Annotated in this window: 8 protein-coding genes; all 8 read right to left on the bottom strand. The window is 72.7% G+C overall.

What is annotated here, in order from left to right; all coding sequences use genetic code 11:
- Positions 1-2: 2 nt before the first annotated feature.
- Positions 3-5,813 carry a hypothetical protein gene (locus ACFYM0_RS12510; RefSeq protein WP_388499926.1) on the bottom strand — a complete coding sequence of 1,937 codons (5,811 nt, stop codon included), beginning with the start codon at positions 5,811-5,813 and terminating at the stop codon, positions 3-5.
- Between the two features lie 121 nt (positions 5,814-5,934).
- Entirely contained in the window at positions 5,935-6,747 is an 813-nt protein-coding gene (locus tag ACFYM0_RS12505) for an NAD-dependent epimerase/dehydratase family protein (protein ID WP_388499923.1), read from the bottom strand.
- Positions 6,744-7,892, bottom strand: a complete 1,149-nt coding sequence (locus tag ACFYM0_RS12500) for a hypothetical protein (protein WP_388499921.1) — start codon at positions 7,890-7,892, stop codon at positions 6,744-6,746. Before ACFYM0_RS12500 ends, ACFYM0_RS12505 begins: the two co-directional genes overlap by 4 nt.
- Positions 7,886-9,154: a glucarate dehydratase family protein gene (locus ACFYM0_RS12495; RefSeq protein WP_388499919.1), complete on the bottom strand. Its 1,269-nt coding sequence runs from the start codon at positions 9,152-9,154 to the stop codon at positions 7,886-7,888. Before ACFYM0_RS12495 ends, ACFYM0_RS12500 begins: the two co-directional genes overlap by 7 nt.
- On the bottom strand, positions 9,154-10,146 hold the full coding sequence (locus tag ACFYM0_RS12490; RefSeq protein ID WP_388499916.1) for a 5-dehydro-4-deoxyglucarate dehydratase: 993 nt from the start codon (positions 10,144-10,146) through the stop codon (positions 9,154-9,156). Before ACFYM0_RS12490 ends, ACFYM0_RS12495 begins: the two co-directional genes overlap by 1 nt.
- Before the next feature lie 32 nt (positions 10,147-10,178).
- Positions 10,179-11,027, bottom strand: a complete 849-nt coding sequence (locus ACFYM0_RS12485; RefSeq protein WP_388499914.1) for a carbohydrate ABC transporter permease — start codon at positions 11,025-11,027, stop codon at positions 10,179-10,181.
- Positions 11,024-11,908 carry a carbohydrate ABC transporter permease gene (locus tag ACFYM0_RS12480; protein WP_388499912.1) on the bottom strand — a complete coding sequence of 295 codons (885 nt, stop codon included), beginning with the start codon at positions 11,906-11,908 and terminating at the stop codon, positions 11,024-11,026. Before ACFYM0_RS12480 ends, ACFYM0_RS12485 begins: the two co-directional genes overlap by 4 nt.
- Positions 11,908-13,254, bottom strand: a complete 1,347-nt coding sequence (locus ACFYM0_RS12475) for an extracellular solute-binding protein (RefSeq protein ID WP_388499910.1) — start codon at positions 13,252-13,254, stop codon at positions 11,908-11,910. The genes ACFYM0_RS12480 and ACFYM0_RS12475 overlap by 1 nt, the downstream gene beginning before the upstream one ends.
- Positions 13,255-13,319 lie beyond the last annotated feature (65 nt).

The raw sequence follows: 13,319 nt of genomic DNA, 5'->3' as shown, positions 1-13,319 counted from the left end.
AATCACGAAGGGTCCGCCAGGAGCTGGAGCGCCCGGAAGGTGATCCGGTCCAGTGAGCAGCCTTCCGGTCCGTCGTCCAGGACACCGTGGTCGAGCAGCCGCCCCACGAGTGCTCCGACCTCCTCGATCTGCATTCCGGTGACGGACGAGATGTCGGCGTAGGTGCATCCCTCGCCGGGATTCACGTACTGGCTCCACTCGGTCAGCACTTCCGTCAGCCACGTGTCGAGTCCGACCCGCTTCAGGTGCGCACGGGCGAATTCGGTCTGCCCGATGAAGTCCCGGGCATCCTCCAGTGCGGACTCGAGCGTGGAGCCCTCCCGCGTGATGCGGTGCACGGTCCGCTCCAGCATGTGGGGCCAGCCACCGGTGAGTTCGATGACCCGGCGCCGCTTGTCCGGGGTGTCGAACGGACACTCCGGCCAGGCGCGGAGACTGTCCGCGGTCCACCGCTCGGGGTGCACCACACTGGTGATGAGCTCCTCCACTTGGCCGTGCTCGTCCGGATCCACGAGAAGGACGGCCGTCCGGTGGGGTGCCCCGCCCTCCGGCAAGGAGGTATGGGCGTGCAGGGCCTTCGCCCAGTCCGCCACCTCGACGGATCCGCGACCCCGGACGTCGGCCAGGATCAGGATCGGGCGGCCGTCGGCATCCTTCGTCAGGGCCTCGGGCAGGGCCCCGGGGACCGTCTCGCGGAATTCCAGTCCGCGCGCGGTGGAGTACGAGCGCACCGCAGCCTTCACCAGGGCGGGACCGTGGGCCTGGGTCAGGCAGACCGCGGCCACCCCCGGCGCCGTCACCAGATGCAACTGGTGCTCCGTCAGGGGACTGTAGCGGGCGATGCCCTCGGAGTCCGATCCGACGAAACGCCTCGAGAAGCGCGGGTTGTAGTCATAGGGGAGGTCGAACTCCGTCTGGCGCAGCTCGAGTTCGAGATCCTCTCGGGTCCCCAGCATGCTGACGACGTTCGGGCTGCGGACGGCGTACAGGCGCGCGTCGGCCAGTTGGATGAGCAGGCCCAGACCGACCATCTCGTCCAGATAGATCCGTACGTCGGTCGCGGTGAGCGAGCTGAAGCCCTCCCGCCAGCGGTCCTTGGCCGCTCTCAGCAGTTCGTCGGCGTCGTAGCCGTACCGGTAGCGGTCCTCCTGGCTGCGCAACGCGATCACCAGGGCGAGGACCCGGTAGCGGTCTTCGAGGTTGATGGTGATCCGCAACCGCTCGGCGATGTGCCGGTGAACCTGGGCGGATCCCGTCACCGACCGGACGTCCTCGTCCGTGACCGTGATCGGCCACTCGGCCGAGGCCGGCGGCTTCGCGCGGAGGGCCGCGACGAGCCGCTCGCAGAAGATCTGGACCAGGCACGCCTGGTAGTTGGTCGCGGCGAGCACGCGCCACACCAGCTCGGGACGCTCGAAGCGGTACCCGAAGGCCGCCATCGGCTCCACGACGAGGCGCTGGGCCTCGGCCGGCTTCAGGGTGCTGATCAGCACATCCGGACCGCCGTGCGTCAGGGGCACGTTGGAGAGGTGGCTGAAGCGCTGGACCTGGTGCAGACCCGCGAACACGATCTTGAACCGGCGATCGGTGCGGTCCATCAGCCCCTTCAGGCGCAGCACGTTGGAGAAGGTGGCCTCCCCGCCCCGCCCGCGGACGGCCTTGGAGTCCGCGGTCAGGAAGGCGTCGGCCTCGTCGGCGAGCACCAGCACCCGGCGGTCGTGGCTCTCCTCCAGCCACTTCTCCACCTGGGCGAGCATCGCGTCCGGAGTACGGCCGGATTTCGGGGCCTCGCCCAGCACGCCCACCCGCTTCAGCTCGTCCTCGAGTACCGCCCAGATGCGTTCGGCCGGCTCGGCCTCGCCCACCCCGCGCGCCTTGAGGTCGACGTAGATGGCCTTGCGGCCGGGGGTGCCCGGGAACGACGCCTGCACCTTGCGCAGCAGAGCGGACTTGCCCAACTGGCGCCCGCCGTAGAGGAACAGGGCGCCGAGCGGGTCGGTGACGGCGGCGATTTCCTCCTGCCGGCCGTAGAAGACCTCCGGCGGTACGAGCCCGGCCACGAACGGCGTGTACGGGTTGTACGCGGTCCAGGGCAGGGTCACCCGCTGAGTGGCCCGGAAGGATCGCGGGGAGCGTGCCGCGACCCAGCCGAACACGGCCGGGTCCACCACCAGCGCCTGCTGGGACGAGGCGGTGCGTGCGCGGGCCGCCATCTCCCGGCGCCCGTTCAGGCCGAGCGGGTACAGATAGAGGATCAGACACGCCCCGGAGTCACTGCTGTCCAGCAGTTCCAGCGGGCTGCGGCCGCGCTGCTCGTCGGAGACCACGAGGATCGTGTACGAGGACGCGGCCGACCCGAGAGCGGCCACGTAACCGGGAGCGGTCTCGCTCGCCCGTGCCCGGGCGCTGAGCCGCAGAACACCGCGCACCTCGTGCTGCTGGTCCCGGACGGGCGTTTGCGAGCATTCCAGCCCGAGCACGCGCAGGACCGACGGGATGTGCCGCTGCCACTCCGAGCCCCGGGTGGCGGGGCGGCACAGGGCGTCCCACGACTCCAGCCCGCTCCGCGCGCCCTCGGTGAGGGGCTCCCCGTCCAGGTAGAAGTCCGCCCAGGGGCGGGCGGAGTACCCCTGGGCGCCGGCGGCCTTGCGCACCCCCGAGAGCTCGATGCCGGCGGTGAAGCGGTCCAGCTCCGCGCCCGAGTCCGTGCCGCTCCAGTCGGGGAGCGGCTTGCCCTCCCGCAGCAGCGCCAGGCACTCCTCGGCGGTGACCGTGTCGCCCGCGTCGAGCAGCGAGGTCAGGCGTTGCTGCTCCTCGGCCGTGGGGTTCAGCGCGGCCAGGCTCTCGTGGAGGTGTTCCACGTACTCCCGGACTTTCGCCCGCATCTCGGCCTCGAGGGCGGTGATCCCGGTGCAGGCGTGGCCGAACGCGCCTTCCGGCTCGGGCCGGCGCAGCTCCTCGAGGCGGCCGACGAGTTTGCGCTCCGTCTGCATGTCCAGCTGCTGGGTCCGCAGTTCGGCGAGGAGCGTGAACGCTTCGGCGTGGGCCTTGCGGTGTACGGCCGTCCAGCGCGCCCACTCGGGCTCGCGCAGCTGCCGCCAGTCGCGCGGCACGGCGTCGAGGCCCGCCGGGAGGGCGGGGACGCGGTCCTGTTCCAGCGCCGAGACGAGGGCGTCGGCGAGATGAAGGTCGCCCCGGTCGAAGTACCTCCGGAGCACCGTGCGGGCGTCGACGGGCTCCAGCAGCGTGAGTACCGCCCCGCCGAATCCCTCCTCGTCCGGCAGGGGCACGCCCTCGGCCGACCGCGGGAGTTCCGGCGCCGCGAGCAGGGCCTCCGTACCGGGCTGGTCCGTCACGCGCACGGCGTCCGGGTCGCGCGCCGGGACGGCGGTGCCGGGCGACCGGTCGCCCCCCAGCAGCCAGGTGCGCAGCCGCAGCAGCGCGGCCCCTTCGACGCCGGGCGGGGGCGCTTCGTCGCGTACCTGGTCCAGGGCGTGCCGCAGGGCGGTGGCGGTGTCCGCTCGTTCGTCGACGGCGGGGGCGGCCAGGGCCCGTGCGCGGGACAACAGGTCGGACACCTGCTCGATGCTGCGCAGCAGAGCGCGTTTGGCAGCGGCCTCGATCGGTTCCTTCGCCTGCTTCGGCGTGCGGATCTCGGCGTCGGCCTCCTCGATCATGCGTTCCGCCGAGCCGCGCTTGCGGAAGAGCTCCCAGATCCGGTCGAGGTCCGCAGCCCCGACGGTGCCGGAGGCCCAGGCGCTGACCCCGTCCAGGGCCTTGCCCAGGGGCTGGTCCGAGCCGATGAGCCGGGTTCTGACATGGGTCGCGCGGGTGTAGCCGATGCGCTGGCGGCGCAGTGCGTCCCGCAGTTCGGCGGCCTCGGAGGAGAGCTGGTCGGGGGTGAGTCCCGGGATGTTGTCGGTGGTCAGGCGGGTCGCACCGAGGTCGAGCCGGTGGTAGCGGCGCAGCGCGTCGACGGCCCGTTCCAGGAGCTTGCCCCAGTTCCCGGGCACGGCGGAGGAGAGGTCCGTCTGGATCAGCAGGTCGTTGGGCCAGCCCGCCAGCAGGCCGGCCCGCAGGGAGGCCACGGCGGCGAGCACCAGGGCGGGCCGGTCTGCCTGGAGCAGCTGGATCTCCGGGTCGAAGCCGGTCATCACGGCGACGGCCTCCTCCTCGTCGCCGCAGGCGAAGGCCGCCTCGGCGAAGGCGAGGCAGGCGCCCCGGTGCGGGGGCTCCGCCGAGCCGGCCGTCGTCCAGTACGCCTCCTGGAAGCGGCCCTGGGCGATGAGCCGGGCCACCGGGGCCTCGCTGTCGCCGTCGCCGGTCGTCGCCGGCGGTTCCCAGGGCAGGAAGTACGGCTTCGTAGCCGCAGCCGCAACGAGGTCCGGGGTCGTCGTGTCCAGCGAGATGTCCGGGGCATCCGGGGCGTCCGGGGCGTCCGTGAGGGTCTGTTCCGGCCGCGGGGCCGGCACCTCCGCCACGCGTGGCCCGGCTCCGGCCTTCAGGACCGGCTCGGGGTTTGCCTCCGGCGCGGGCGCCGGGGCGGATCCCACGGCCGGTGACGCGGCAGGTCCGGGCTCGGCCTTCCGGGCCAGGGCCGGCTCCGCATCGGGGGCGGCCTCGACGTCCGGCTCGGGAATCAGGCCGGGTGCGGGATTCGGCTCCGCCGCGAGAGCCGGCTTCGGCTCCCCGGCCGGGCCGGCTTCCGCGGCCGGCCTGGCTTCCGCGACCGGTTCGGGCGCCCGATCCGGTGCGGACACGGGGACGGGCGGGGCGACGTCCGGCGGCGCCGCGACGGGCCGGGACGCCCCCGCCCCCGCCGCCACGAGTTCACCCATGCGCGTCTCCACCATGGTCAGTGACTGCTGCAGCGGAATGCGGTGCGGCGCGTCGGGTGCGGCCTTGTCCAGCAGGGCCCGGAGCCCCTCGCGGTGCTCTTCCAGGCTGAGCAGTTCCTCGGCGTGCTCTGCCGCCGTGTCCCTCAACTCCTGCACGATCGCGTCGAGTTCGGCGAAGCCGGCATCCGCGGACCACTCCCGGCCGCCGACGGCGAGCCCGCTCGCGATCACGGACCGCGCCTGCTGCCATGCGTCCAACTGCTCGGCCAGCAGATCCGGAACGGCCCTTCCCGCTCGGACCTGTCCGCCCGCCGCCTCCAGCACCCGGCCCAGTTCCGCCGACCGCTCGCTCAGCACCCGCCGTGACGCGAGCAACTGTTCCTCGGTGATCCCCTCGGTCAACGGGTCGCCCCCTTCCCCTCGCATGGCATCCGTCTCGACTGCTTCCCCGTACGCATCGGATCGGGCATCGGATCCGGCATCGGCACCGTCCGCCGGACGGCACGGCCCCTCGCCCCGCTCGCACCTGCACGGTGTCCCGGGAGTCGAGGCCGCGGCCCACAGGTCGTCCCAGCGGTCCCCGACCAGCCCGCCGTCGGCGACGGGACGGTCGGAGAGGTCGTACAAGGTGATCTGCGCGAGCACCGGGTCGATCTCACCCAGCATCTGCCGCAGGTCGTCCGCGGCGGGCGCCGAGAGCCGCTCTGCCGGATGCCCGTAACACCGGTCCCAACGGTGCCTCGTCCAGTCCGACGCGTAGTGCGCGATCGCCGCGAGGTTGCCCGGAGTCGTGCGGTTCAGCCACGTGCGCGCCGCCAGGACCTCGCGGCGCCGCAGACGCGGCGTCGGACCCTTCAGGGTGGCGCCGATCCCCGGTATGTGAGCCAACATGCCCGGAATCATGAGCAGTTCTCGGAGCGCGCGGTCGTCCAGCCCGGTCACCCAGGCGTGGAGTCCGTCCCCCTTGGTGTACATGGAAGGATCTTGCCAGAGGCACGGGCGGCCGCATGGGGTTTCCGGCGGATTCGGCAGCTTCGGTGCAAACCGATGAGAGGCCGCCGTTCCTGTGGGGATCCCCGCCGTGGAGCGGGCGGCCTCATCGCGGCCGGTGATGCGGTTCGGGCAGGGTGAAGGAGCCGCCGACGTAGCGTGCGTCCACGTGGTCCGCAGGGAGCTCGCCGTGCGTGGCGAGCAGTGCCCGGGCGTGTACCTCCGCGTCGTCGCGGGGCTCGTAGCCCAGGGCGCGGGCCGCCGTGAGGTCCCACCAGGCGCGGGTGTTGGCGCTGATCCCGTTCACCACGGTGTGGCCGACCCCGGGCGCGGTCAGCGCGGCGTGGATCAGGCGGGCGCAGTCGGCGGGGCTGAGCCAGGTGGCCAGCATCCGCACGGTGCGGGGCTCGGCGAAGCAGGACCCGATCCGGATCGAGACGGTCTCCACCCCGTACTTGTCGGCGTACAGGGAGGCGAGGTTCTCCCCGAAGGCCTTCGACAGGCCGTAGTACGTGTCCGGCCGGGTGGGGATCGCGCTCGCTATCGGGGTCTCCCCGCCGAGCGGCACGTACCCGACGGCGTGGTTGCTGCTGGCGAACACGACCCGGCGCACGCCTTCCGCGCGCACCGCCTCGTACAGGTGGTACGTCCCGCGGACATTGGCTTCGAGGACGGCCTCGAAGCGGTCCTCCAGGGAGATTCCGCCGAGGTGCACGACCGCGTCGACCCCCCGGACCGCGGCGCGCACCGCGTCCGCGTCGGCCAGGTCGAAGACCAGGGACCCGGCGCCGTCGGGTCCTTCGACCGGCTTCAGGTCCGCGAGGCGCAGCGTGTAGCCGTAGCCGGGCAGGCTCGCGCGCAGGAAGGTGCCGATGCCACCCGCGGCGCCGGTGAGGAGGAGGGTGCGGGGCTGGTTCACGAGCGGAACTCCTTCGCCAGATCGGCCAGTAGCGGCAGCCGCCCTTCGGGCAGCAGACCGAGGTGGTACAGGCTCAGCCGGCTCGCCCCGGCGGCGCGCAGCCGCCGTACGTGGCCGGGCAGCAGGGCGGGGTCGGCCGGCGGCTGGGCGGTGACGTACGCGTCCACGGGCACCCCGTGCCCGGCGGCCCGGCGGACCAGTTCCGCGGTCGGGGGCCCGGTCGGCCAGCAGGGCACCAGCAGGGAGTCCACCTCCGCGGCGGCCCGGTCGGTGAGGCCCGGCGAGGGACCGGTGGCCCACGGGTCGGGATGCGCGTGCAAGGTGACGGACACCTCGGGGAGGGTTTCGCGCACGGCGGCCAGCACCGCACCGCGCAGCGCGTCCGCCGCCGCGTGCCGGAGCCGCAGCAGTGCCTGCGCGACCTCCCGCGGGAGGCCGGGGCCATCGGTGCGCGCCGTCCGCCGCAGCAGGACGAGCACCTCGTCCGCGTCCAGGCCGGCCTGCCGCCATCCGTCCCGGCACGCGCCGCAGCAGCACACGGACAGGGCCCGCAGCACCGCCGCCGGGTAGGCGCCGTCGGTCTTCTCGTGGCACCCCGCGTGCACCGCACCGAGCTGACCGGCGGACTCCAGCGACACCGCGTGCACGGCTCCCGGCGGCAGCCCGTGCAGCGCCTCGGCGGCGAGGGTCGCGCAGAACTCCCGTACCTCCCGTTGCCCCGGGCAGAGCGCGTAGGGGTAGGGCTCGCCGAAGCAGTTGGTGACGGCGAGGGCGGGGTGCAGGATGCCGAGCCGGGTGTTGTGGGCGAGCACCAGCCACGCGCTGACCGGGATGTCTTCGGCGGCCAGGGAGGCCAGGGCGGTCCCGGCCGGATCGGGCCCGTCCATCCAGTCGGCGCCCGCCGGCACCAGCCGCCGTCCGTGCCACGGTCCGGGCCGGACCGGCCGGTAGAGGGCCGCGTGGCGGGCGTGCACGAAGCGGCGATCGGGGTGGAGGGGGGTGGCGGCCCGGGTGGAGTGGTAGGTGACCGCCAGCGTCACGGAGTCGATGCGGGCGGCCCTCACCCGGTCCGCGAAGGCGGGGTCGCCCAGAACGTCCCAGGGGTAGGCGTGGGCCGAAACCGACGGGTCGCCCGTGTTCACCATCGGGGGCGCCTCTTCTCGTAGGAGGGGTCGAAGGTCCGCATGTACGCGGTGTCGTCGCGCTCCCGGACGCCGCAGCGCAGGTAGTTCTCGTGCAGCCGGGCCAGGGCATCGGGATCCAGCCGCACCCCGAGGCCCGGCCGGTCGGGAACCGCCACCGCGCCGTCCTCGATCTCCAGCGGCTCGGTGAGCACGTCCACCCCGCACTGCCAGGGGGTGTGGGTGTCCGCCGCGTAGGCCAACTCCGGTAGCGAGGCGCCGAGGTGGGTCATCGCGGCCAGGCTGATGCCGAGGTGACTGTTGGAGTGCATGGACACTCCTACACCGAACATCCCGCAGACGGCCGCCAGTTCGGCCGACCGGCGCAGACCGCCCCAGTAGTGGTGGTCGGCCAGCACGACGCCGGCCGCGCGCTTTCCGAAGCCCTCCGGGATGTCGCCCGGCCCCACCACGACCATGTTGGTGGCCAGCGGCATGGACGCCGAGCGGGCCACCTCCGCCATGCCGGGGATCCCGGGCGTCGGATCCTCCAGGTACTCCAGAAGGCCGGCGGTCCGCGCGGCCACCTTCACGGAAGTCTCCACACTCCAGGCCTGGTTGGGATCCAGTCGCAGGGGGTGCTCCGGGAAGGCGTCCCGCAGGGCCCGGACCGCCTCGATCTCCTCGCCCGGCGGCCGCACCCCGCCCTTGAGCTTGATCGAGCGGAACCCGTACGTCTCCAGCATCGCCCGGGCCTGCGCGACGATGCCGTCGGGGTCGAGCGCCTCCCCGTACGGATCGGAGCCGGCCCGCTTGTAGAAGAGGTACGCCGCGTACGGCACCCGGTCCCGCACCCGGCCGCCCAGCAGATCGACGACCGGCCGCCCGGCGAGCTGTCCCTGGAGGTCCAGGCAGGCCACCTCGAAGGGGCTGAGCACCCGCAGGGTGGTCTTCCGCGGGCTGGACCCGCCGGTCAGCCCGTGCCGGTCCGGGGCGTCGGCATCGCCCAGGACGGCCCGGATCCGGCGCAGCAGCCCGTGGGTGTCGTACGGGTCCAGCCCCACCAGGGCCGGGCCGGCGGCCCGGAGCAGGGCGAGGTGCGGCGCGTCCCCGTACGTCTCGCCGAGCCCGACCAGGCCGTCCCCGCAGCGCAGTTCCACGATCGTCCGCAGCGCCCACGGCTGGTGCACCCCGGCGGAGTTGAGCAGCGGCGGATCGGGGAACGCCACCGGGGTGACCCTGACCTCGGCGATCTCGGCCGTCCCGGCGGCCTCCTCGATCCGCATCACACCGCCAGCCCGGCGAGCGCGGCCCGGCCCCGGGCGATGATGCCGGCCAGCTCCCGCTCGTGCTCGGGGGAGGCGTCCACGAGCGGCGGCCGGACGGGGCCCATGGCCAGGCCGGCCAGCCGGGCACCCGCCTTGACCAGGGAGACGGCGTAGCCGGGGGCGGTGTCGCGCAGGGCGACGAAGGGCAGGTAGAACTCGGCGAGCAGCACCCGCACCGCCTCGGAGTCACCGGCGCGCACCGCGCGGTGGAAGGCGGTGGCGATGTCGGGGGCGAAGCAGAGGACGGCCGAGGAGTAGCACTCCACGCCGATGGCCGCGTACGCCTGGACGGACAGCTCCGCCGTGGGCAGGCCGTTGAGGAAGCCGAACTCGGCGGCGCGCGGGTGGCCGCTGCTGCGGATGGCGGTGATGAGCCGCAGCATGGCGTCCACATCGCCCAGGCCGTCCTTGATGCCGGTGACGGTGGGGATGTCGAGCAGGGCCAGGGCGGCGGCCTCGTCGAGGACGGCGTTGGCCCGCTGATAGACCGTGATCGGCAGCCCGGTGCCGGAGGCGACGTAGCGGATGTGGCCGACGAGGCCGGCGGGCGTGGAGGCGATGAGGTACGGCGGCAGCAACAGCAGCCCGTCGGCCCCGCATTCGGCGGCGGTCACGGCGAACTCGCGGGCCATCCGCGGCCCGCCGCCGCAGCCTGCCACGACCGGCAGCCGGCCGGCGGCCACCCGTACCGCGGTGGCGACCACCTCGCGGTACTCGTCGAGCGACAGCGCGGTGAACTCGCCGGTGCCGCAGGCCACGAAGAGGCCGGCGGGCCCGGCGGCGATCTGCTGCTCCAGGTGTGCGGCGAACACGGCCAGGTCGACCTTGTCGTCGTGCGCGTCGTGCGCGTCGTGCGCGGCTCGGGCGGCGAGGCCGTCGTGGCCGCCTTGGTCGCCGTCGGTGCCGGTGAACGGGGTCAGTGGAAAGGACAGCAGCCCGTGCAGGCGCATGAGTTCCCCTCGGGAGTGGGTGGGTGGGCAGGTCAGCCCTTGACGGCGCCGGAGGTCAGGCCGCGCATGAACTGCCGTTGCATGACGAGGAAGGCGATGACGCTGGGCAGCAGGGCGAGCAGCGCGGAGGCGAGCAGGACCCCCGTGCCGACCTGTTCGTCGGCGCGCAGGGTGCGCAGTGCGAGCGGCAGGGTGAACTGCCGGGCGTCGGTGGCGACGAGCAGCGGGAGCATGTACTGGTCCCAGATCATGGTGAAGCCGAAGATGCCGATCACCCCGAGCGCCGGGCGGCACAGCGGCAGGATCACCGACCAGAAGATCCGGAGGTCGCCCGCCCCGTCGAGGCGGGCGGCTTCCTCCAGCTCGACCGGGATCTCCTTCATGAACTCCGCGGTGACCAGGATCGAGAAGGCCCAGGCCCCGACCGGGACGATCATTCCCCAGAGGCTTCCGGTCAGGGACAGGTCCGAGAGGACCAGGGACAGCGGGATGGCGAGGATCTCCTCGGGCAGCATCATCGTGGAGAGGATCAGCAGCAGGACCAGCCGCAGCCCGGGGAAGCGTTTGCGGGCCAGGGCGTAGGCGGCCGAGATGCTGACCCCGATCTGGAGCAGCAGTCCGCCGCCCACCACGAGGAAGGAGTTGAGCAGGTACCGCAGTACGTCGCGTTCGAAGGCGGCCCGGAAGTTCTCCAGTGTCGGCCGGGTCGGCAGCAGGGTCAGCGAGGTGGGGTCGGTGGTGCGGTTGAAGGCGCTGGCCAGCAGGGCGAGCAGCGGCCCGGCGAAGACCGTCAGGAGCAACGCGTACAGCACCACCTTGCCGACGGCCGTGGCCGGGCCGCGCCGCTGCTCCAGGCCGAGGGCGGTGTCGAGGCGGCTCATCGGGTCGCCTCCTTCCCGGTTCCGGTCCGGGCCATCCGGACGGTGAGCGTCAGCGTGACCGAGCCGGCGAGCAGCACCATCGACCCGGCGGCCGCGACGCCCAGCTCGTTCCGCTCCAGGCCGAGCTTGTAGATCAGCGTCATGAGCACCTCGGTGGAGCCGTCGGGTCCGCCGTTGGTGAGCAGGAAGATCTCGGTGAAGACCCGCAGGGAGCGGATCGCCGCGAGGGTGAACAGGATGGTGAAGGCCGGGCGCAGGGCGGGCAGGGTGACGTGCCACAGCCTGCGCGGCACCCCGGCGCCGTCGGCGGCCGCGGCCTCGTAGAGGGTCCGGTCGACTCCGGCCAGCGCCGCGAGGAAGATCATCATGTCGTAGGGGGCTCCACGCCACACGCCGACCGCCATGACCGACCACAGGGCGCTGTCGGGACCGTTGAGGAACTGTGAGGGCCCCACCCCCAGCCACCCGAGCAGGGTGTTGACCGCGCCGTCGGCTGCCGGGTGGTAAAGGATCCGCCAGACCTCGGCGACCACCGCCATCGCGGTCACCGTCGGCAGGAACACGGCCGTCCGGAGGATCCACAGCCGGCGGGCCGTGCCCTCCAGGAGCAGCGCGAGCGCCAGCCCGAGCAGTACGGAGCCACCGGTCTGCCCGATCGCCAGTACGACCGTGTGTCCGATGGCGGCGAGGAAGGCCTCGTCCGTGACCACTTGTGCGTAGTTGGCCCCGCCCACCCACCGGTCGCCCAGGTAGGGGCGCACATCGTGGAAGCTCATCTCGACCGCCCGCCACATCGGCAGGAACTTGAAGAGCGCGAACAGCAGCAGCGCCGGGGCGAGGAAGAGCCAGGGAGTCGCCCGTCCCCGCCCCGGCAGCCGCATCAGGACCCCGCTCCCTGCTTCTCGAGCTCCGCGGAGAAGGTGCCGGCGAGCTTGCCGAGAACGGCCTCGGGGTGTGAACCGCAGTCGGCCACCATGCCGTTGAGGGCCTCGGCGGACGCCTGGCGGAAGGGCGTCCAGTCCTTCACGACGGGGGAGTAGCGGCCGGACTCGCGGTACACCTTGTCGAAGACCTGCCAGCGGGTGTCCTGGCGCACCGCGGACAGCTCGACGGACGGATTGACGGGCAGCCGGACCACGTTGCCCGCGGTGTCCCCGGCCATGCCGGTGGTCTGCCCCTCGGTGCCGATGAGGAACTCGGCGTACTTCACCTGCCCCTTGGGGTTCCCGGAGCCGGCCATCAGGTACGTGTTCTCGCCCTCGGCGAGTACGGAGCTCTTGCCGCCCGGTCCGGCCGGCAGCGGCAGGATCTCGTACGCGTCCTTGCCGAGCGCCTTGTCGAAACGGGCCATGTTGTAGGGGCCGGTGAGGTAGATGCCGCCCTTGCCGGATTCGAACAGCGGGTGGGCCTGGGTGGTTTCGGTGGTGACCGCGCCCGGGACGACGCTCTTGTCGGCGCAGAACTGGTCCTTGAGCCGCCGGGCCGCCAGCAGGGCGCCCGGACCGTCGACGGCCGGCTTCAGGTCCTTGCCCGTGCCGGTGAAGTAGTCGCCGCCGGCCGACCACAGGAAGCTGGAGAAGTACCAGTCCAGGTAGCCGCGCTTGGTGGTGCCGGGGATGACGTAGCCGTAGGTGTCGGCCTTGCCGTTGGCGTCCGGATCCCCGGTGGTGAAGGCGGCGGCCAGCGCGTCGAGCTGGTCCCAGTCGGCGGGGGGCGCGATGCCGAGCTTCTCCCGCCAGTCCTTGCGGACGAAGAGTGCGAAGGTCTGGGCGGAGAACGGCACGCCGTAGTACTTGCCGTCGGCGGCCTCGGCCGCCTCCCAGGAGCTGGGTATGAGCTGTTCGCCGCCCTTGATCTCCGACTTGCGCACCTCGCGGACGAGGCCCTGCTTGACGAGGGTGCCGAGCTGGGCGGTGTCGTTGACGATCAGGTCCGGGAGCCTCTTCTGCGCTGCCGCCTGCTGGAGCTTGGTCTCGAAGTCGTCGAACAGGGCGGTCACCTCGGCCTCGATGCCGGTGGCCTTGGTGAAGGCCGCGGCCAGGTCCTTGTGGGTCTTCTCGGTCGGGGAGCCGGGCGGCTTGCGGACCCAGATCTCCAGCGGTGCCTTGTCGTCGCCACCGCCGGAGGCGTCGGATCCGGAGTCCCCGCCGCAGCCGGTGAGGGTGGTCAGGGCGAGGAGGGCGGCCAGAGAGGCGGCCAGGGTGGTGGATGCGGCTCTGCGATGCATCGGATGATGATTCCCGTCTAGATATGTGGACAGGATCTGAGGATCTGGTTGCTCTGCAAGGGGAA

This window comes from Streptomyces sp. NPDC006487 (genome assembly GCF_042870555.1).
In the GTDB taxonomy this organism is placed as follows: Bacteria; Actinomycetota; Actinomycetes; order Streptomycetales; family Streptomycetaceae; genus Streptomyces.
Note: the sequence above shows the minus strand (reverse complement) of the source record. Positions and strands in the feature narration are given on the sequence as shown.

What these genes read in the sequence shown, in the direction of transcription:
- ACFYM0_RS12510 (WP_388499926.1), bottom strand. Translation starts at nt 5,813, where the DNA reads ATGTACACCAAGGGGGACGGACTCCACGCCTGGGTGACCGGGCTGGAC.
- ACFYM0_RS12500 (WP_388499921.1), bottom strand. Translation starts at nt 7,892, where the DNA reads ATGGTGAACACGGGCGACCCGTCGGTTTCGGCCCACGCCTACCCCTGG.
- ACFYM0_RS12495 (WP_388499919.1), bottom strand. Translation starts at nt 9,154, where the DNA reads ATGCGGATCGAGGAGGCCGCCGGGACGGCCGAGATCGCCGAGGTCAGG.
- ACFYM0_RS12490 (WP_388499916.1), bottom strand. Translation starts at nt 10,146, where the DNA reads ATGCGCCTGCACGGGCTGCTGTCCTTTCCACTGACCCCGTTCACCGGC.
- ACFYM0_RS12485 (WP_388499914.1), bottom strand. Translation starts at nt 11,027, where the DNA reads ATGAGCCGCCTCGACACCGCCCTCGGCCTGGAGCAGCGGCGCGGCCCG.
- ACFYM0_RS12480 (WP_388499912.1), bottom strand. Translation starts at nt 11,908, where the DNA reads ATGCGGCTGCCGGGGCGGGGACGGGCGACTCCCTGGCTCTTCCTCGCC.
- ACFYM0_RS12475 (WP_388499910.1), bottom strand. Translation starts at nt 13,254, where the DNA reads ATGCATCGCAGAGCCGCATCCACCACCCTGGCCGCCTCTCTGGCCGCC.